The organism is Chitinimonas naiadis (genome assembly GCF_054780835.1).
The window spans coordinates 1-17,537 of record NZ_BAAGVO010000005.1 but is presented as its reverse complement, the minus strand read 5'-3'; the positions used below and the strand labels follow the sequence as shown (position 1 = coordinate 17,537).

At 62.4% G+C, this 17,537-nt stretch carries 16 protein-coding genes and 3 tRNA genes; 7 read left to right on the top strand and 12 right to left on the bottom strand.

Annotated features, from left to right (window positions below; all coding sequences use genetic code 11):
* The first annotated feature begins 126 nt into the window (after positions 1–126).
* Together ACYVHK_RS15965 and ACYVHK_RS15960 are read left to right on the top strand one after the other, a co-directional pair.
* Complete coding sequence (locus ACYVHK_RS15965) at positions 127–3,180, top strand: efflux RND transporter permease subunit (protein WP_460534107.1); 3,054 nt, start codon at positions 127–129, stop codon at positions 3,178–3,180.
* 163 nt (positions 3,181–3,343) lie between these two features.
* On the top strand, positions 3,344–4,684 hold the full coding sequence (locus tag ACYVHK_RS15960) for a TolC family protein (protein WP_460534105.1): 1,341 nt from the start codon (positions 3,344–3,346) through the stop codon (positions 4,682–4,684).
* A 66-nt stretch (positions 4,685–4,750) separates the two neighbouring features.
* Here ACYVHK_RS15960 and ACYVHK_RS15955 read toward each other — a convergent pair whose 3' ends face one another.
* The 12 genes from ACYVHK_RS15955 to ACYVHK_RS15900 all read right to left on the bottom strand — a co-directional run bounded on the left by ACYVHK_RS15955 (position 4,751) and on the right by ACYVHK_RS15900 (position 14,636).
* The gene (locus ACYVHK_RS15955) at positions 4,751–5,542 is read right to left on the bottom strand and encodes an AIM24 family protein (protein WP_460534103.1); all 792 of its coding nucleotides are present in this window, start codon (positions 5,540–5,542) and stop codon (positions 4,751–4,753) included.
* A gap of 72 nt (positions 5,543–5,614) precedes the next feature.
* Complete coding sequence (locus ACYVHK_RS15950) at positions 5,615–6,244, bottom strand: flavin prenyltransferase UbiX (protein ID WP_460534101.1); 630 nt, start codon at positions 6,242–6,244, stop codon at positions 5,615–5,617.
* Positions 6,241–7,104, bottom strand: a complete 864-nt coding sequence (rapZ, locus tag ACYVHK_RS15945; RefSeq protein ID WP_460535436.1) for a RapZ family nucleotide-binding protein — start codon at positions 7,102–7,104, stop codon at positions 6,241–6,243. Before rapZ ends, ACYVHK_RS15950 begins: the two co-directional genes overlap by 4 nt.
* A gap of 9 nt (positions 7,105–7,113) precedes the next feature.
* The gene (gene hprK, locus ACYVHK_RS15940) at positions 7,114–8,055 is read right to left on the bottom strand and encodes an HPr kinase/phosphorylase (RefSeq protein WP_460534099.1); all 942 of its coding nucleotides are present in this window, start codon (positions 8,053–8,055) and stop codon (positions 7,114–7,116) included.
* Between the two features lie 173 nt (positions 8,056–8,228).
* The gene (gene ptsN, locus ACYVHK_RS15935) at positions 8,229–8,684 is read right to left on the bottom strand and encodes a PTS sugar transporter subunit IIA (RefSeq protein ID WP_460534097.1); all 456 of its coding nucleotides are present in this window, start codon (positions 8,682–8,684) and stop codon (positions 8,229–8,231) included.
* 531 nt (positions 8,685–9,215) lie between these two features.
* Positions 9,216–9,569: an HPF/RaiA family ribosome-associated protein gene (gene hpf / locus ACYVHK_RS15930; RefSeq protein WP_460534095.1), complete on the bottom strand. Its 354-nt coding sequence runs from the start codon at positions 9,567–9,569 to the stop codon at positions 9,216–9,218.
* Positions 9,570–9,612: 43 nt separating this feature from the next.
* Positions 9,613–11,076, bottom strand: a complete 1,464-nt coding sequence (locus tag ACYVHK_RS15925) for an RNA polymerase factor sigma-54 (protein WP_460534093.1) — start codon at positions 11,074–11,076, stop codon at positions 9,613–9,615.
* A 21-nt stretch (positions 11,077–11,097) separates the two neighbouring features.
* Positions 11,098–11,823, bottom strand: coding sequence for an LPS export ABC transporter ATP-binding protein (gene lptB / locus ACYVHK_RS15920; protein WP_460534091.1), 726 nt, complete (start codon positions 11,821–11,823; stop codon positions 11,098–11,100).
* On the bottom strand, positions 11,820–12,497 hold the full coding sequence (gene lptA, locus ACYVHK_RS15915; RefSeq protein ID WP_460534089.1) for a lipopolysaccharide transport periplasmic protein LptA: 678 nt from the start codon (positions 12,495–12,497) through the stop codon (positions 11,820–11,822). The genes lptB and lptA overlap by 4 nt, the downstream gene beginning before the upstream one ends.
* 13 nt (positions 12,498–12,510) lie before the next feature.
* Positions 12,511–13,086 carry an LPS export ABC transporter periplasmic protein LptC gene (lptC, locus tag ACYVHK_RS15910; protein WP_460534087.1) on the bottom strand — a complete coding sequence of 192 codons (576 nt, stop codon included), beginning with the start codon at positions 13,084–13,086 and terminating at the stop codon, positions 12,511–12,513.
* 2 nt (positions 13,087–13,088) lie between these two features.
* Entirely contained in the window at positions 13,089–13,604 is a 516-nt protein-coding gene (kdsC, locus tag ACYVHK_RS15905; protein WP_460534085.1) for a KdsC family phosphatase, read from the bottom strand.
* A gap of 45 nt (positions 13,605–13,649) precedes the next feature.
* Positions 13,650–14,636 (bottom strand): KpsF/GutQ family sugar-phosphate isomerase, encoded by a 987-nt coding sequence (locus ACYVHK_RS15900; RefSeq protein ID WP_460534083.1) that lies wholly within the window; start codon positions 14,634–14,636, stop codon positions 13,650–13,652.
* 86 nt (positions 14,637–14,722) lie between these two features.
* Between ACYVHK_RS15900 and ACYVHK_RS15895 the strand changes: the two genes are divergently transcribed.
* From ACYVHK_RS15895 to ACYVHK_RS15875, 5 genes are all read left to right on the top strand, one after another.
* Positions 14,723–16,693, top strand: coding sequence for a monovalent cation:proton antiporter-2 (CPA2) family protein (locus ACYVHK_RS15895; protein ID WP_460534081.1), 1,971 nt, complete (start codon positions 14,723–14,725; stop codon positions 16,691–16,693).
* A gap of 350 nt (positions 16,694–17,043) precedes the next feature.
* Positions 17,044–17,128: transfer RNA gene (locus tag ACYVHK_RS15890), tRNA-Tyr, on the top strand.
* Between the two features lie 72 nt (positions 17,129–17,200).
* Positions 17,201–17,274 (top strand) — tRNA-Gly (locus ACYVHK_RS15885).
* Positions 17,275–17,291: 17 nt separating this feature from the next.
* A tRNA-Thr gene (locus tag ACYVHK_RS15880) sits at positions 17,292–17,366 on the top strand.
* 39 nt (positions 17,367–17,405) lie between these two features.
* On the top strand, positions 17,406–17,537 hold a 132-nt coding region (locus tag ACYVHK_RS15875; RefSeq protein ID WP_460535434.1), incomplete at its 3' end, for a GTP-binding protein.

The window sequence follows — 17,537 nt, the reverse complement described above, 5'->3', positions numbered from 1 at the left end:
CTGGCCGGCCGCCTGGGTGCCCTAGTGAATCAACGGGTCGTCGCTGGTTTCTCCGCTCCCCCGCCCTCGCCGTAGCGAGCAAGGGGGTTCCCAGCGCCACCCTACGCCAATGGAAAGACGATCAGCATGCGTGGCATCAACCTGTCCGAATGGGCACTCAAGCACCAGCAGCTGGTGCTGTATTTCATCGTGGTCTTCATGCTGGCGGGGGTGTTCTCCTATACCCGCCTGGGGCAGAAGGAAGACCCGGAATTCACCTTCAAGGCTATGGTGATCCAGACCTATTGGCCTGGAGCATCGGCCAGCGACATGGAGTTGCAGGTCACCGACAAGATGGAGAAGAAGCTCCAGGAGATGTCGGAGATCGACTATGTGCGTTCCTACTCCAAGGCTGGCGAGAACCAGCTGCTGATCAGCCTGAAGGAAGAGTTGCCGCCGCAGGCAGTGCAGGGCGTGTGGTACCAGGTCCGCAAGAAGATCGGCGACATGAAGTACACGTTGCCGTCGGGCGTACAGGGGCCGTTCTTCAATGATGAGTTCGGCGATACCTTTGGCAATCTGTATGCGTTTACCAGCGATGGCTTCAGCTATGCCGAATTGAAGAAGTTCGTGGATGCGGCGCGGGCCGAGCTGCTGCATGTGCCGGACGTGAACAAGATCGATTATGTGGGTGTGCAGGACGAGAAGGTCTATGTTGAGACGTCCAACGCCAAGCTGTCGTCGCTGGGGATTGATCCGCAGCTGGTGTTCCAGACCCTGCAAGCCACCAATGCGGTGGTGCCGGCCGGCGTGGTGGAGACCGGTAGTGAGCGGGTGGCGCTGCGTGTCACCGGCGAGTTCGATTCGATCGAGGCGATCCGCAATATCGGCATCCGCGCCAATGGCCGGACTTTCCGGCTGGGTGATGTGGCGCGCGTCTATCGGGGTTATGTTGACCCGACTGCGGTCAAATTCCGCTTCAACGGCCAGGAGGCGATCGGCCTGGCGGTCAGCATGCGCAAAGGCGGGGATGTGATCCAGCTCGGTGAAAAGCTGAACGCCAGCCTGGCGCGCATCCGCGCCGAGCTGCCGGTAGGGGTGGAGCTGCATGCGGTGTCCGACCAGCCCAAGGTGGTGGCGGAATCCATCCATGAGTTTGTGAAGAGCCTGATCGAGGCGGTGGTGATCGTGCTGGCGGTGTCCTTCGTCTCGCTCGGACTGCGTACAGGCCTTGTGGTGGCGCTGTCCATTCCGCTGGTACTGGCCATGACCTTCCTGGCAATGTATGCCTTTGGCCTCGACCTGCAGCGGATCTCGCTGGGGGCGCTGATCATCTCGCTGGGCCTGCTGGTGGACGACGCCATCATTGCGGTCGAAATGATGGCACTCAAGCTGGAACAGGGCTGGGACAGGCTGCGGGCGGCTACCTATGCCTATACGACGACGGCCTTCCCGATGCTGACCGGGACGCTGATCACGGCGGCGGGCTTTATGCCGGTGGGCCTGGCGAAGTCCAATGCCGGCGAGTACACGGTGTCGATCTTCCAGGTGGTGGGTATCTCGCTGATCCTGAGCTGGATCGTGGCGGTGGTATTCACGCCCTATCTGGGCTTCAAGCTGTTACCGGAAACGAAGCACCATGGCGACGAGCATGCGGTCTACCAGAAGCCGTTCTATGTGCGATTTCGCAAGCTGGTGAACTGGTGCCTGAGTTATCGCAAGACGGTGATCCTGGTGACCGTACTCGCCTTCGTGGTGTCGGTCGGCCTGTTCCGCTTCGTGCCCAAGCAGTTCTTCCCGTCGTCCAACCGTCCGGAGCTGATGGTGGACGTGTGGCTGCCGCAGGCGTCGACCTATCTGCAGACCGAGGCGCAGGTGAAGGCGCTGGAGCAGAAGCTGAAGGGCGACCCGAATGTGGTCAGCGTCACCAGCTATGTCGGCAACGGCAGCCCACGCTTTTACCTGCCGTTGGAGCAGCAGCTGCCTAACCTGAACTTTGCGCAGTTGATGGTGATGACCAAGAACGAGCATGTGCGCGATGAGGTCTTCGTCAAGATACAGAAGCTGTTCGAGTCCGATTTCCCGTTGGTGCGGGGCCGCGTGACGCGGCTGGAGAATGGCCCGCCGGTGGGCTATCCGCTGCAGTTCCGGGTGTCCGGTCCCGACCAGGCGAAGATCAAGGTCATTGCCGAGCAGGTGGCGGCCCTGATGCGGGCGAATCCGAACGTGCGGCATGTGAACACGGACTGGAGCGAGCGAGTCAAGGTGATGCGGCTGGAGGTGGACCAGGACAAAGCCCGGGCTCTGGGCATGACCTCGCAGCAGCTGTCGATGGCCTTGCAGACTTCGCTGAGCGGCGTGACGGTGACACAGTACCGCGAGTATGACCGCACGATCGATGTGGTGGCGCGACTGGATACGCCGGAGCGGACCGATCTCAACAACCTGAAGGACGCGAAGGTCTACTTGGGAGGCGGCAAGTATATTCCGGTCAGCCAGATTGCCCATCTGAAGCTGGAGAGCGAGGAGAGCCTGATCTGGCGCCGCAATCGCATGCCGACCATCTCGGTGCGCGCGGACGTGGAAGGCGCCCAGGCGCCGGATGTGACCATGGCGCTGTGGCCCAAGGTCAAGCAGTTGTCCGATACGCTGCCGCTGGGTTATGGCATCGCGATCGGCGGTTCGCAGGAGTCCAGCCTGCGTAGCCAGGGTTCCATTGTGGCAGTGATGCCGCTGATGCTGCTGACGGTCATGACGCTGTTGATGTTCCAGCTGCAGAATATCGGCAAGATGGTGCTGGTGTTGCTCACGGCGCCACTCGGCATGATCGGTGTGGCGGCCATTCTGCTGCTGTTCCAGGTGCCGTTCGGCTTTGTCGCGCAGCTGGGGGTGATCGCACTGGCCGGCATGATCATGCGCAACTCGGTGATCCTGGTGGACCAGATCGACCAGCATACCAAGGAGGGCGAGCATCCCTGGCATGCCATCGTCGAATCGGCGGTGCGGCGTTTCCGCCCCATCATGCTGACGGCAGCGGCCGCCATCCTGGCGATGGTGCCGCTGACCCGGTCGACCTTCTGGGGGCCGATGGCCTGGTCCATCATGGGCGGCCTGCTGGTGGCCACCGTCTTGACCCTGCTGTTCCTGCCGGCGCTCTACGCCGCATGGTATGGCGTCAAGAAGCCGCTGGATGTGGCTTGAGCGCGTGTCTTGTCGTAAAAAGCGGTAAAACCGGCGTTGCGCGAGTGGCAAATTGTTCACGACTCGCGCAACGTGGCGATAAACTGACTTAGAATTCAGTTACAACTCATAGTAAGATACTGCGCAGTATGTTTACATAACGCGCTCAATCAGAGGATCAACCATGCAACGCTATGCAATCCGCGCCCTGTCGCTGGCGGTCATGCTCGCCGCGGGTTCCACCGCCTTGGCAGCCGATCTGCTGCAGGTCTACCAGGAAGCCAAGAAGTACGACGCCACCTTTGCCGGCGCCGAAGCGGCTTTGCGGGCTGGCCAGGAGAAGACCAATCAGGCGCGGGCGTTGTGGTTGCCGCAAGTGGGCCTGGATGGCAACTACACCCATGCCAAGACCGAATCCGAAGGCAAGACGGCTGCCGGCACTGCCAGTGCGTCGGCCTCGGGCAATACTTATGGCTATACCGTATCGGCCAACCAGCCGATCTATCGGGCTTCTGCCAGCGTGGGTAGCACCCAGCTTCAGGAGCAGGCCCGTCTGGCCGAGGTGAACTTTGCGGTGGCCAAGCAGGACCTGATCCTGCGTGTGGCGCAGGCTTACTTTGATGTGTTGTACGCCCAGGACAGCCTGGAGTTCGTGCGGGCACAGAAGGATGCCGTGTCGCAGCAGCTGGCCCAGGCCAAGAAGAGCTTCGAAGTCGGTGTGGCGACCATCACCGATACGCACGAGGCACAGGCCAAGTATGACGCCATCGTCGCCAGCGAAATCGCAGCGCTGAATGACCTGACGGTCAAGCAGAATGCCTTCCTGCAGTTGACCGGCGTGCCGGGCGACGGCCTAGCGGTGTTGCCGGGGAAGATGACCGCAACCCCGCCGAGCCCGGCCGACGTGAATGTGTGGGTCAAGCAGGCTGAGCAGAAGAGCCTGGCGATCGACAGCCAGCGCGGTGCACTCGCTATCGCCGAAGCCGAGATTGACCGTTATCGCCTGCTGCGCCAGCCGACGCTGGACCTGGTGGCGCAATATGGTGAGACCTGGAACAAGAATGGCCTGGCTGCCGCCCGCGGTGCCAACAACACCAATAACACCTCGATCGGCGTGCAGCTGAATATCCCGATCTTTACCGGTGGCAGCACCAGTTCCAAGCTGCGGGAGTCGGTCGCGCTGCGTGACAAGGCCCAGTACGACCTGGAAGCCACCCGTCGCAGCACGGCGCAGACCACCAAGCAGGCTTACCTGGGGGTGGAATCCGGTGCGGCGCAGATCAAGGCGCTGGAGCAGGCGCTGGTATCCTCGCAGAGCTCGCTCGATTCGACCAAGCTTGGCAAGGAGGTCGGTGTGCGGACTACGCTGGACCTGTTGAATGCACAGCAGCAGTATTATTCGACCAAGCGTGACTTGGCCCAGGCGCGCTACAGCTACTTGCTGAACCAGCTGAAGTTGTCGGCTGCGGTGGGTGAACTGGCGGAGCGCGACCTCGAGAGCGTCAACGCGAAGCTGGCCCGCTAGGACCGGCTAGCAAGAAAAAAGAAAAGGCCACCGGGATCGGTGGCCTTTTTCATGTGCCGGAACGGTCTATTCGCGTTCGAACAGGTTGCCGAGCCCGCCGAGTACCGAGCCTTGCTCACCACCGGTGCCGCCGCCGACCTTGGAGGCGCCAACGATGCGATTGGCCAGCCGGGCGAGTGGCAGCGACTGCAGCCAGACCTTGCCCGGGCCGCGCAAGGTGGCGAAGAACAGGCCTTCTCCGCCGAACAGTGCGCTCTTGATGTTGCCGACGTACTGGATGTCGAAGTCGACGGTCGGGGCGAAGGCGACTACGCAGCCGGTGTCGACACGCAGGGTCTCGCCAGGTTGCAGCGTCTTCTCCATGATGGCGCCGCCAGCGTGGACGAAGGCCAGGCCGTCACCCTCGAGCTTTTGCAGGATGAAGCCTTCGCCGCCGAAGAAGCCGGCGCCGAGTTTCTTCTGGAAGGCGATACCGAGCGAGACGCCCTTGGCGGCACAGAGGAAGGCATCCTTCTGGCACAAGAGGGTACCGCCGACGTCGGGCAGGTGGACCGGGATGATCTTGCCGGGATAGGCGGCACTGAAGGCAACACGCTTCTTGCCGCTGCCCTGGTTGCTGAAAACGGTGGTGAATAGCGATTCGCCGGTCAGGAGACGCTTGCCGGCGCCCATGAGCTTGCCCATGAGGCCGCTTTGCTGGGCTGAGCCATCGCCGAAGATGGTATCCATCTGGATACCATCTTGCATGTAGAACAGGGTACCGGCTTCGCCGACGGCGGCTTCGCCCGGGTCCAGCTCGACTTCGACATACTGCATGTCGTCGCCGAAGATTTCGTAATCCACTACATCCATCGCCATCTGACTTCTCCTGGTTTGCGAGGCGTTGTTCGCCTCCGTTGCTTATTGTTTGCGGCGTCGCCTGGCGGATGTTCAGGCAGCGTCGGTGCTGTCGTCGCCCCAGCGGGTCATCAGCTGGTGTGGAACCTTGAGCTGGTCGAGGATGCGGGCCACCACGAAATCCACCAGCGCGCCGATGGTTTGTGGATGGTGGTAGAAGCCGGGATTGGGCGGCAGCACGCAGACGCCGAGCCGGGCCAGCTTGAGCATGTTCTCGAGGTGGATGACCGAGTAGGGGGTCTCGCGCGGGACGATGACCAGCGGCCGGTTTTCCTTGATGCTGACGTCGGCAGCGCGTTCGATCAGGTTGTCGCTCATGCCGGCGGCGATGGCGGCCAGAGTACCCATGGTGCAGGGGCAGATGACCATGGCGTCGGCAGGATTGGAGCCGGAGGCGACCGGGGCAAACCACTCCTCACGACCGAAGACGCGCAGCTGGGGCGCCGCGACGCCGTAGCGCTCGCTGAGCATGGCTTCGACTTCCTTGGCCCGCGAAGGCCAGGTTTCGCCGACTTCCTGGCGGATCACGACCTGTGCGGCTTGCGAGTACAGCAGGTAGACCTGTACGCCGGCAGCCAGCAGGCATTCGAGCAGGCGCAGGCCGAAGGGCATGCCGGAGGCGCCGGTCAGCGCGAGGGTGACGGTGCGGGGTGCGGTGCTCATGCGATTTCGCCGGGGTATTCGCGGTGCCGGACCAGGACCTGCCGCTTGGCCAGGAAGTGCTGGGCGATCTTCTCTGCCAGCCAGACCGAGCGGTGCTGGCCACCGGTGCAGCCGATGGCCACGGTCACGTAACTGCGGTTGTCGCGATCGAACATGGGCAGCCAGCGCGCCAGGTAGTCGCTGACGTCCTGGTACATGGTCAGGGCGGCCGGTTCGCTTTCGAGGTAGTCGATGACCGGCTGGTCACGGCCCGTCAGTGGCCGTAGCTCGGGATCATAGTAGGGGTTGGGCAGACAGCGTACATCGAAGACGAAATCGGCATCGAGCGGCAGGCCATGCTTGAAACCAAAGGATTGGCAGATCAGTGTCAGCCGGGTCTGGTCCAGCGCCAGCCACTGCTTAACCCAGCCGCGCATGGCGTTAGCGGACAGGTCGCTGGTGTCGAGCCGATGGGCTAGGTCGGCGATGTCGGCCAGGACTTCGCGCTCGAGCAGGATGCACTCGGTGACCGTCAGGTCGGGGTGCTGGGTGTTCAGCGGGTGCTTGCGGCGGGTCTCGGAGAAGCGCTTCAGCAGGGCCTCGGTCTTGGCCTCGAGGAAGAGGACGCGAACGTCGGCGCTCTGGGCCTTCAGCTCGGCGACGCAGGCCGGCAGGGCGGGCAGGCTTTGCGCGCCACGAATGTCGACGCTGATGCCGATGTGCCGGTGACCCTGGTCACGCAGCATGCAGACGGTCTGCAGCAGCAGGGTGGCTGGCAGGTTGTCGATGCAGAAATAGTCGAGGTCTTCCAGCAGCTTGAGCGCCACGCTCTTGCCGGAGCCGGACAGGCCCGAGATCAGGACGATCTGCGTCGTGGTCATCGGCACGGTCTACTCTCCCGATTCCATGAAGCGCTGATGCCGCTCGATGAATTCCCGGGTCGAGTCGATACCGCGCAATTGCAGGATGTAGTTGCGAACGGCGGCTTCTACCAGCACCGCCAAGTTGCGGCCGGCGGCGACCGGCAGCACGACCTTGCGCACGGCGACATCGAGCACCGACTGGGTGGCTGCCTGCATCTGCAGGCGGTCGAGCGGGGTGATGGATTCCGCCTGCTTGGTCAGGTGGATGATGAGCTTGAGGTTCTTCTTGGGGCGGACCGCAGTCTCACCGAAGATGGTACGGATATTCAGCACGCCGAGGCCGCGGACTTCGAGGAAGTCGCGCAGCAGCGGGGGGCAGCGGCCCTCGAGCGTATCGGGGGCGATGCGGTACAGTTCTACCACGTCGTCGGCGACGATGCCGTGTCCGCGCGAGATCAGTTCCAGCGCCAGTTCGCTCTTACCCATGGCGCTCTCGCCGGTGATCAGTACGCCGACCTCGAGCACGTCCAGGAATACGCCGTGCAGATTGGTGGAGACCGCCAGCGCCTTGGCCAGATAGAAGCGCAGCACGTCCATCAGGTAGGGGGACTGCTCGGGCGAGGTCAGCAGCGGCACATGCGCACGCTCGCAGGCTTCGCGCAGTACGTCAGGCGTGGCTTGGCCATTGGCTACGATCATGGCGGCCATATCGGTACTGAACAGATGATCCAGCGACTTCTTCAGTGCCGTGGGCTCGACGCCTTGCAGGTAGGCGATCTCGGCCAGACCCAGCACCTGGATGCGGTTCGGGTGGACGAAGTTCAGGTGGCCGACCAGAGCGTGAGCCGGCTTTTGGCTATCGGCCTCGTTGGACAGCAGGTTGTTGGCGCCACTCTGGCCGGCCAGCCAGGTCAGGCGCAGCTTTTCGGCGTTGTCGATGAAGAGCTGGCGGACGGTAATCTGCGGCATGGGTTCGCTTTGAAATCCGTGTGCAATGGGATAAGGGCGGCTTCACCGATCTGCCATGGACGACTACCTGGCCGGTAAGGCCCCTGTTGCAGCCATCTTAGCGTGTCAGCCCGCGCCGTTGTTGACGTTTGTCGGGCCTGTGGCGGGAAAGCGCCGGCCCGGGCCAGCTCAACTCAGGGTTGCCACTGCGTCAGCAACTGGTGGACCTGTTCGGCGGTAGGGGCGAGCGTCAGGGCTTCACGGATCTTCTTGTCGCTGAACAGCTGGGCCAGCTCGGACAGTATCTGCAGGTGCAGGTCGGTAGCTTGCTCGGGGACCAGCAGCACGAAGGCGAGATTGACGGCTTTGCCGTCCGGCGCCTCGAAGGGGATCGGCTGCTTCAGGCGGACAAACACGCCGACTGCTTCCTTGAGCCCTTTGATCCGGCCGTGCGGAATGGCGACGCACTGACCCAGGCCGGTCGAGCCGAGTTTCTCGCGGGCGAACAGGGCATCGAAGATGGCGCTGCGCGCGATGCCGTGACTGTTCTCGAACAGCAGACCCGCCTGTTCAAACAGGCGCTTCTTGCTGGTCAGGTCCAGATCGAGGAATACATTGCTCAGAGGCAGGATGGAGGCAATCGAGGCCATGGGTGTGCTGTACAGAAATAGGCCGCCATTGTACGCCGGCCAGTTGTGGCGACAAGGCGAGTAAGCAGATATTGCTTAGTAAAACCTGACAGGCCGTGGGTGAAGCGCCACAGATCGAGCGATGCCTTGTGGGGCGAGCGCTTTAGGCAGGGGAAGGGCGCCGTGCTGTTGTTAAAGCTACAGGAACCATACGGCGCAATGCCCTTCGGGGATTGCGCCCTACCGCTGGTCGCTTTGCCTGATGGAGGGCGCTTCGTTGAGCGTGCGCCTGGCGGAAGGCGCTACGCTTTCTACCCTACGGATTCAAGTCACTGACGAGCGTCAGCGAGGCTCCCTTGCGGCGGCAAGGGCGAGGGGATGGGGTGATAAGAAAGCAAATGCGCGTGTGAACATCGACCGCCGGTTAGCACCCGGCTGGGCCGGGTGTGGCACTGAAGATCCAGTCTGCTGTGAGTTTGTACCGTGTACAACGAAAACGGGAACGGTGTCCCTGTACCGTTCCCGTTCCCTCTCGCTATAACTGTGCCGACGTCAGGCGGCGGGTTGTGCGCTTTCCTGGCTTTCCGGGCCGGTTTGATACTTCATTGCATCACTGTGGCGATCACCGTAACGCTTTTCCTTGTGCTTCAACACCTGCCGATCCAGCTTGTCGGCCACCAGGTCGATGGCGGCGTACATATCGGGCTCGGTGGCTTCCACGTGTATATCCTTGCCGCGCAGATGGACATTGACTTCGATCTTCTGCTGCAGCTTGTCGACGCTGAGTGTCACGCCCATGTCGATCACATGATCGAAATGGCGCGTCACCCTTTCCAGCTTGGTCTCCACATATTCGCGGATGGCTGGGGTTACGTCGAGGTGGTGCCCACTGATGGTCAGGTTCATACGACTCTCCTTGTGTTAAGGACGCCGCCGAACTGCAAGGCGGCTACAGGGACTTTCGTTGGTTCACGGGAGGGATTTGCATGGCTTCACGGTACTTGGCGACGGTACGGCGGGCAACGTTGATGCCCTGCTTGCCGAGTACCTCGGCAATCGTGCTGTCGCTAAGCGGTTTTTTCGGGTCTTCGCTCTGGATCAGTTGTTTGATCAGGGCCTTGATGGCGATGGCGGAGCATTCCCCGCCGGAGTCGGTATCGACATGACTGCCAAAGAAATATTTGAACTCATAGATGCCTCGCGGCGTAAGCATGTACTTCTGGGTGGTGACGCGGGAAATGGTCGATTCGTGCAGATCCAGTTCCTCGGCGATGTCGCGCAGCACCAGCGGCCGCATGGCCACCTCGCCGTGCTCGAAGAAGCGTTGTTGCTTCTCCACGATCGCCTGCGCCACCCTGAGGATGGTATCGAAGCGTTGCTGGACGTTCTTGATCAGCCATTTGGCTTCCTGCAGCTGTCCAGACAGCCCCGCGCCGTTCTCGCGTTGCTGCCGGAGTAGATTGGCGTACAGCTGGTTGACCTTGAGCTTGGGCATCGCCGCTTCGTTGAGCTGTACCGTCCAGCCCTGCCGGAGCTTCTTGACCGTCACATCGGCTACCACATAACGCGTATCCGTTTCGCCAAACACGGCCCCTGGCCGCGGGTTCAGGCGCTGTATCAGCGTCTGGGCCGCCTTCAGGGTTTCGTCGTCGCATTTCAGCGTTCTCTTAAGCTTACTGTAGTCCTTGTTGGCCAATAAATCGAGATGGTCAGCAACGATCATGAGGGCCAATCCGCTAGCCGGTTCATGGGCCATCAACTGCTTGAGCTGCAAAGCCAGGCAGTCTTTAAGATCGACCGCTGCCACGCCACAAGGTTCCAGTTGTCGGATCAACTGCCAGCCAATCTGCAGTTCTTCCAGTTCCAGTTCCAGTTGTTCGCGCAGTTCCAGCGGGATCAGCTCGAAGATTTCTTCCAGGCTCAGGCCGAGGTAGCCATGGTCGTCGAGCGCGTCGATGATCAGGTTGGCGACGGCGTGATCGCGCGGGCTCAGTGGCAGCAGGCCCAACTGTTCCAGCAGGTGCTCGCGCAGGGTGGAGATGCGCGCGACGTTGGCCTGAGGGTCGAATTCGTCATCGTCGTCGCGACCCTTGCCGCTGCCGCTGGCTTCATTCCAGTAGTTGTCGCCGAGCGCGTCGTCCATGTCGAAGTCGGGCTCGGTCGGCTCGGCTGCCGGGGCTTCATCCAGTGTCGGGCTGCTGTTGGGCAGTTCGACCGGAGTGCCATCCTCGCGTACCGGGTGAATCTCCGGCTCGTTCTCGTCCTCCCGTTCCAGCATGGGATTGTCTTGCAGGAAGCGCTCGATCTCCTGGTTGAGGTCAAGCGTGGAGAGCTGCAGCAGTTTGATCGACTGCTGAAGCTGCGGGGTGAGCGTCAGGGACTGCGAGACTTTGAGCTGGAGGGACTGTTTCATGCCGCGTTTCTGTAGGTCGGCTTACAGCCTGAAGTGCTCGCCGAGGTACACGCGGCGAACGTTGTCGTTATAGACGATCTCTTCGGCCGTCCCCGAGGCCAGCACGCTGCCCTCGTTGATGATGTAGGCGCGGTCGCAGATGCCCAGGGTTTCCCGCACATTGTGATCGGTAATCAGTACGCCGATCTGTCTCTCTTTCAGGAAACGGATAATTTTCTGGATATCCATCACCGCGATCGGGTCGACACCGGCGAAGGGTTCGTCCAGAAGGATGAAGCGGGGATTGGCGGCCAGCGCCCGGGCGATCTCGCAACGGCGGCGTTCGCCACCGGACAGCGACAGGGCGCTGCTGTCACGCAGGTGGGCGATATTGAGCTCGCGCAGCAGCTCGTCCAGGCGATGTTCGACCGCGTCGCTGCTGGATTCATGCAGTTCGAGGATGGCACGCACGTTCTCGGCCACCGTCATGCGACGGAAGATCGAGGCTTCCTGCGGCAGGTAGCCCAGGCCCAGGCGGGCGCGTTCATGGATTGGACGATGGGTGATCTCGGCATCGTCGAGGAAGATCTTGCCGCCATTGAGGGCAACGAGGCCCACGATCATGTAGAAGCTGGTGGTCTTGCCGGCGCCGTTCGGGCCGAGCAGACCCACGACCTCACCGGCATCGACGTGCATGGACACGTCGCGCACGACGGTGCGGGTCTTGTAGCGTTTTTGCAGGTGCTGGGCGGAGAGGCGGGAGGTCATGGCTTGGCTTCGACCTCCGGCGCCTTCTTCTTGGGCTGGATCACCATGCGGACGCGGCCGTCGTTGGTGGCGGTAGCGGGCGCGCCCTCGGCCTGGAACTGCTCGGTCACCGAGTTGTAGGTCATCAGTGCGCCGGTGCTTTCGTCCTCACCCTTCTTGACCCAGGCATTGCCGCGCAGTTTGACCTCGCCTGTCTTGCTGTCGTAGTCGAGCTTGTCGGCGCGGGCTTCCAGCCAGACGTTCTGGCCTTCCATCTTCTGCCGGAATTTGACCTGCCGGCCCTCGGCGTGGACGACGCGCTCACCGTTGGGCATCTCCTGCATGACGGCGTTGTCGGCATCGAGTGACAGCGTGCCCTGGGTCAGCTTGACGCCCCCTTCCAGAATGGCGCGACCGGCTTTCTGGTCCTGCGACACGCGGCCGGCGTCGACATGGATGGGCTTGTAGCTGTCGGCGAGCTCGGCGTACGCCAGCAGCGGCAGCACGGCGAGGCCAGCCAAAAGACCTACCCAGCGCCCGAAGATGCCGCCTAAGAGCGTCAGCGAGGCACCCTCGCGGCGGCGAGGGCGGGGGGAGAGGGATAGATCAGCGAAACGCGATTCCGGTGGCTGAGCTGGGATGTCCAAGCGACCGGCTTTGCCGGTCGAGGCGTTGTCGATATGAGTCTCTGCCATTTGCAGGGCAATCTTAGCGTTTCGGCGGGGCATAGTTGATGCTCACTTTGGAGCGCAGCTTGAGGCGCGCGTTCGTATGATCGTAATCGAAGCCGGTGGATTGCACCCGGTCGCCATCGCTGACCATAACGGCCGGGGCGTCCGAGTTGGCCAGGCCCTTGACGGTATCAAGGGACAGGCGGCTGGTGGTCAGCGTCATGGCGGCGAGGTCGGCAGCCGGTTCGCGCTGCATGACCACGTCCTTGTCAAATTCGATCTTGTCGCCACTCTCGCTGACCGTGGCCTCAGTAGCGGTCACGTTCAGGACCGGCTGGTCGGGCAAAGTACGAACCAGCTTGGCGTGGGTGAGTTCGGAGCGGTCGTCCTGCGGGTAGTGCTGCATGGCATCCGCAGTCAATACATAAAGCGGCTTGCCTTCGGGGCCGAAGCCGGTTGCGACGAAGCGCTTGATCTTCAGGTCCGGCTCGTTGCCGGCCATGCCGGGCGCAAAGAAGGGCAGGTTGGTGGCGCGGTCGAGCAGCAGCGCAAGCCCGGCCAGGAGGCCGAGCAGCAGCAGGGGGAGGGCGCGGGCAGCGCGATCAGGCAGCATGCTCACCGGAGATAGTGCGCCATGAGTGCGTCAAAGGTGCCCTGGGCCTGCATGATGACTTCGCAGGCTTCGCGTACGGCGCCGTGGCCACCCCGTGCGCCGGTAACGTAATGGGCATGCTGCCGGACCAGGGTGGGCGAGTCGGGCACCGCCACGGCAAAGCTGACGCGGCGCATGACCGGCAGGTCGATGACGTCATCGCCCATATAGCCGCATTGCTCGGCGGTGAAGCCGGTATCGACCAGCAGCTGCTCGTAGGAGGCGAGCTTGTCGTGCGAGCCCTGGATCAGGTGCTGGATACCGAGGTTGCGGGCGCGGTGCTCCACCAGGCGCGACTTGCGGCCGGTGATGATGGCCGACTGGACACCGGTTTCGGCGAGCATCTTGAGGCCGTGGCCATCGAGTGAGTTGAAGGCCTTGATCTCTTCGCCGGCATCGGTGAAGTACAGACCGCCGTCGGTCATGACGCCGTCGACATCGAAGATCATCAAACGTACGGGTTGAGCTCGTTCCAGCACTGTTTATTCCTTGCTTAATGCTTCTTGTTGCTTATCGGTTACGGATCAGACCACACCGGCCTGCAGCAGGTCATGCATGCGGATGGCGCCGGCGAGCCTGCCATCTTCCTTCACCAACAATACATAGACCTTGGATTTTTCCATCATCTGGACGGCTTCCACCGCCAGCTTGCCGGCTTCGATGGTCTTTGGGTTGCGGGTCATCACGGATTCTATCCGGGCTGACTTCAGGTCGATGTCCTGATCCATGGCACGACGCAGGTCGCCATCGGTGAAGACGCCGAGCAGCTCGCCTTGTTCATCGACCACGGCTGTCAGGCCCAGGCCCTTGCGGGTGATCTCGAACAGCGCATCGCGCACGCTGGCGTTGCGGTCGACCACGGCCAGCGCCTCACCCTGGTGCATGACGTCGCGGACATGGATCAGCAGTTTACGGCCCAGGCTGCCGCCCGGGTGCGACAGGGCGAAATCGTCACGACTGAAGCCGCGCGCTTCCAGGAGGCTGACTGCGAGCGCGTCGCCGAGCGCCAGCGTGGCGGTCGTGCTGGCGGTCGGGGCCAGGTTGAGCGGGCAGGCTTCCTTCTCGACGCGGGCGTTGAGATGGATGTCGGCCGCCAGCGCCAGCGCGGACTCCGGGTTGCCGGACATGGCGACGATCTTGGCGCCGCGCCGCTTGATGGCGGGCAGCAGGGACACCAGTTCTTCCGCTGCGCCCGAGTAGGACAGGGCCAGGACGATGTCGTCGCCGGTGATCATGCCGAGATCGCCGTGGGCGGCCTCGGCCGGATGCATGAAGAAAGCTGGGGTGCCGGTCGAGGCGAGGGTGGCGGCGAGCTTGCGGCCGATATGGCCGGATTTGCCGATGCCGGTGACCACCACGCGACCCTGGCAGGCGAGCATCAGCGCGTGCGCAGCCAGGAAGGATTCATCCAGCCGCTCGGCGACGCCACGGATCGCGTCGGCTTCGATCGTCAGGACTTCGCGGGCAAGATCGAGCAGATCCTGCGCAGTAGGTATGCTTTGTGCAGTCATAAGATAGAAGTATAAGGGATGCGCCGTTCCTCGTCCCGTCGCTGCTTGTTCGTATAATCCCTGCATCCATCATCCTGATTGAAGTCATGCACCATCACGCACTGGAAACTGTCCTGCTCCTGCTCGCTGCTGCGGTTGCCGTGGTGACGCTGTGTCGCCGCATCCAATTGCCGGCCATGCTGGGTTATCTGGTGGTCGGGATTGCCATCGGCCCGCATGCGCTGGGCCTGATTGCTTCCTCGGGGGAGGCCAGCGAGCTGGCCGAGTATGGTGTGGTATTCCTGATGTTCAGCCTGGGGCTGGAGTTCAGCCTGCCCAAGCTCAATGCCATGCGGACGGTGGTATTCGGACTCGGCTCGGCTCAGGTGGTTTCCTGCCTGCTGCTGGTGCTGGGCGCCGCGATGCTCGTCGGTCTGCCGTGGCAGGCTGGCCTGGCGCTGGGTGGTGCGCTGGCGATGTCGTCGACCGCGATCGTCAGCAAGCTGCTGGCGGAACGGGTGGAGGTCAATTCGCCGCACGGGCAGCACGCGATCGGCATCCTGCTGATGCAGGACCTGGCCGTGGTACCGCTGTTGATCATCATTCCGGCGTTGGGGCAGGCGACGGACAGCCTGTGGGTCGTGGTGGGCTGGGCGGTGCTGAAGATCGCGCTGACGCTGGTGATCCTGCTTTACTTTGGCCCGCGCCTGTTGCGGCCGCTGTTTCATCTGGTGGCCAAGGGGCGCTCGACCGAGCTGTTCGTGCTGAACGTGCTGCTGGTCACGTTGGGTATCGCCTATGCGACGGCCCAGGCGGGCCTGAGCCTGGCCCTGGGGGCCTTCCTGGCGGGCATGCTGATCGCGGAAACCGAATACCGGCACCAGGTGGAGGAGGATATCCGGCCATTCCGAGACCTGCTGCTGGGTTTGTTCTTTGTGACGGTGGGGATGCGGCTGAACCTGCTGGCGGTCTGGCAGCAGCTGTGGGCGGTGCTGCTGGTGTGCCTGTTCCTGACCGTGGGCAAGGCGGCGGTGATCGCCGGCCTGACCCGCTTGTTCGGCCGCAGCGCCGGTACGGCCGTGCGTACCGGGATGGCGGTGGGTCAGGGCGGTGAATTCGGCTTCGTGCTGCTGACCCTGGCGGCTAGTTCGCACTTGCTGCCGGTGGCGGCCGAGCAGGTGGCATTGGCGGCCATTCTGTTGTCCATGCTGGCGGCGCCGTTCCTGATCCAGAATTCGGACGCAGTGGTGCGGCGCTTCATTGCCTCGGACTGGATGTTGCAGGCCATGCGGCTGACGCAGCTGGCGGCGAAGACCATGTCGACCTCGGACCATGTGATCCTCTGTGGCTATGGCCGCAGTGGCCAGGCGCTGGCCCGGGTGCTGCAGAAGGAAGACATCAGTATCTATGCGCTGGACCTGGACCCGGAGCGTGTCAAGGAGGCGGCGGTGGCGGGTGAGAATGTGTCGTTTGGCGATGCGACACGGCGAGAGGTGCTGATGTCGGCCGGTCTGAGCCGCGCCCGGGCGCTGATCGTGACCTATGACGATACGCCGTCCGCACTGAAGATACTGAGCGTGGTCCGTGCCGAGCGGCCGGACCTGCCGGTTATCGTCCGTACGTGGGACGATAGCGATATAGAACGACTGCGCAATGCCGGCGCCGACGAGGTGGTGGCGGAGATCATGGAGGGCAGTCTGATGCTGGCCTCCCACGCCATGATGCTGCTGGGCGTGCCGCTGAACCGGGTGTTGCGGCATATACGCGGGGCGAGGGAGGAGCGCTACAGCCTGTTCAAGGGGTTTTTCCGTGGCGCCAGTGATGAGAGCCTGGACGAACAGGCGCAGCCCCGGCTGCATTCGCTGCAACTCGACGCCAAGGCGGCGGCGGTGGGCCGTCCCTTGCAGGAAATGGGGTTGCCGGAGCTGGGGGTCATGCTGAAGACCTTGCGCCGGGGTGGGACGCGTATCGACGAGCCGGGCGACGATGAGGTGCTGGCGGCGGGCGATGTGCTGGTGTTGCTGGGGGCGCCGGAGCTGCTGGCTCGCGCCGAGCGACGGCTATTGGGCGGTGAGTAGGCGGACTGGCTGCGCAAGTCATATAAGATATGGTGTTTCGCGCTGCAGGGTAGGACGGAGGGCTGGCACATGGGTGTTCAGCCCTCCGCTATTTATAGGGCTGGCCGCAATTATTTTGCCGGCCTATGAAAAAACTTTTTTGTGGGACGGTGTGGCCGTGTTTGCCAAGTCGATCGCTTGCTAAGCGATTGATAAGATGGGCGATGTGTTGTCATTGCGCGACTGGGTTGGTGGGGCTGCAAGGCGCTGCCAGGCGCGGTTTGGGGTGGAAAACACGCTGTTGCTGCGAAATATTTCACGAAGGGGTTTGACAGGGTGGGGGAGTATCTCCATAATGCGCGGCTCATTCAGGAGGGGTTCCCGAGCGGTCAAAGGGATCAGACTGTAAATCTGACGGCTCTGCCTTCGAAGGTTCGAATCCTTCCCCCTCCACCAGAATTGAAGTAGCAGGTTTGTTTGTGCGGCGTTGCAAGGCGCCGTGCGGCAAGTGGTTCGAAGTCCTGTCGTGCGGGTGTAGCTCAATGGTAGAGCAGAAGCCTTCCAAGCTTACGACGAGGGTTCGATTCCCTTCACCCGCTCCATCTGTTTTGTATGGAATGCCCATGTAGCTCAGGGGTAGAGCACTCCCTTGGTAAGGGAGAGGTCGGCAGTTCGAATCTGCCCATGGGCACCATCGCTTGATACGTTTCTATTCGCAATCAAGGACTCCAAAATGGCAAAAGAGAAATTCGAGCGGACCAAGCCGCACGTAAACGTTGGTACGATTGGTCACGTTGACCATGGTAAGACCACGCTGACCGCCGCGATCACCACCATTCTGTCGAAGAAGTTCGGTGGCGAAGCC

Excerpts from the sequence above, each read along its gene's own strand:
- lptA (WP_460534089.1), bottom strand. The coding sequence starts at position 12,497 with ATGGCAGAGACTCATATCGACAACGCCTCGACCGGCAAAGCCGGTCGC.
- hpf (WP_460534095.1), bottom strand. The coding sequence starts at position 9,569 with ATGAACCTGACCATCAGTGGGCACCACCTCGACGTAACCCCAGCCATC.
- lptC (WP_460534087.1), bottom strand. The coding sequence starts at position 13,086 with ATGCTGCCTGATCGCGCTGCCCGCGCCCTCCCCCTGCTGCTGCTCGGC.
- ACYVHK_RS15965 (WP_460534107.1), top strand. The coding sequence starts at position 127 with ATGCGTGGCATCAACCTGTCCGAATGGGCACTCAAGCACCAGCAGCTG.
- lptB (WP_460534091.1), bottom strand. The coding sequence starts at position 11,823 with ATGACCTCCCGCCTCTCCGCCCAGCACCTGCAAAAACGCTACAAGACC.
- ACYVHK_RS15955 (WP_460534103.1), bottom strand. The coding sequence starts at position 5,542 with ATGGCGATGGATGTAGTGGATTACGAAATCTTCGGCGACGACATGCAG.
- ACYVHK_RS15960 (WP_460534105.1), top strand. The coding sequence starts at position 3,344 with ATGCAACGCTATGCAATCCGCGCCCTGTCGCTGGCGGTCATGCTCGCC.
- ACYVHK_RS15895 (WP_460534081.1), top strand. The coding sequence starts at position 14,723 with ATGCACCATCACGCACTGGAAACTGTCCTGCTCCTGCTCGCTGCTGCG.
- ptsN (WP_460534097.1), bottom strand. The coding sequence starts at position 8,684 with ATGGCCTCGATTGCCTCCATCCTGCCTCTGAGCAATGTATTCCTCGAT.
- rapZ (WP_460535436.1), bottom strand. The coding sequence starts at position 7,104 with ATGACCACGACGCAGATCGTCCTGATCTCGGGCCTGTCCGGCTCCGGC.
- hprK (WP_460534099.1), bottom strand. The coding sequence starts at position 8,055 with ATGCCGCAGATTACCGTCCGCCAGCTCTTCATCGACAACGCCGAAAAG.
- ACYVHK_RS15925 (WP_460534093.1), bottom strand. The coding sequence starts at position 11,076 with ATGAAACAGTCCCTCCAGCTCAAAGTCTCGCAGTCCCTGACGCTCACC.
- ACYVHK_RS15950 (WP_460534101.1), bottom strand. The coding sequence starts at position 6,244 with ATGAGCACCGCACCCCGCACCGTCACCCTCGCGCTGACCGGCGCCTCC.
- ACYVHK_RS15900 (WP_460534083.1), bottom strand. The coding sequence starts at position 14,636 with ATGACTGCACAAAGCATACCTACTGCGCAGGATCTGCTCGATCTTGCC.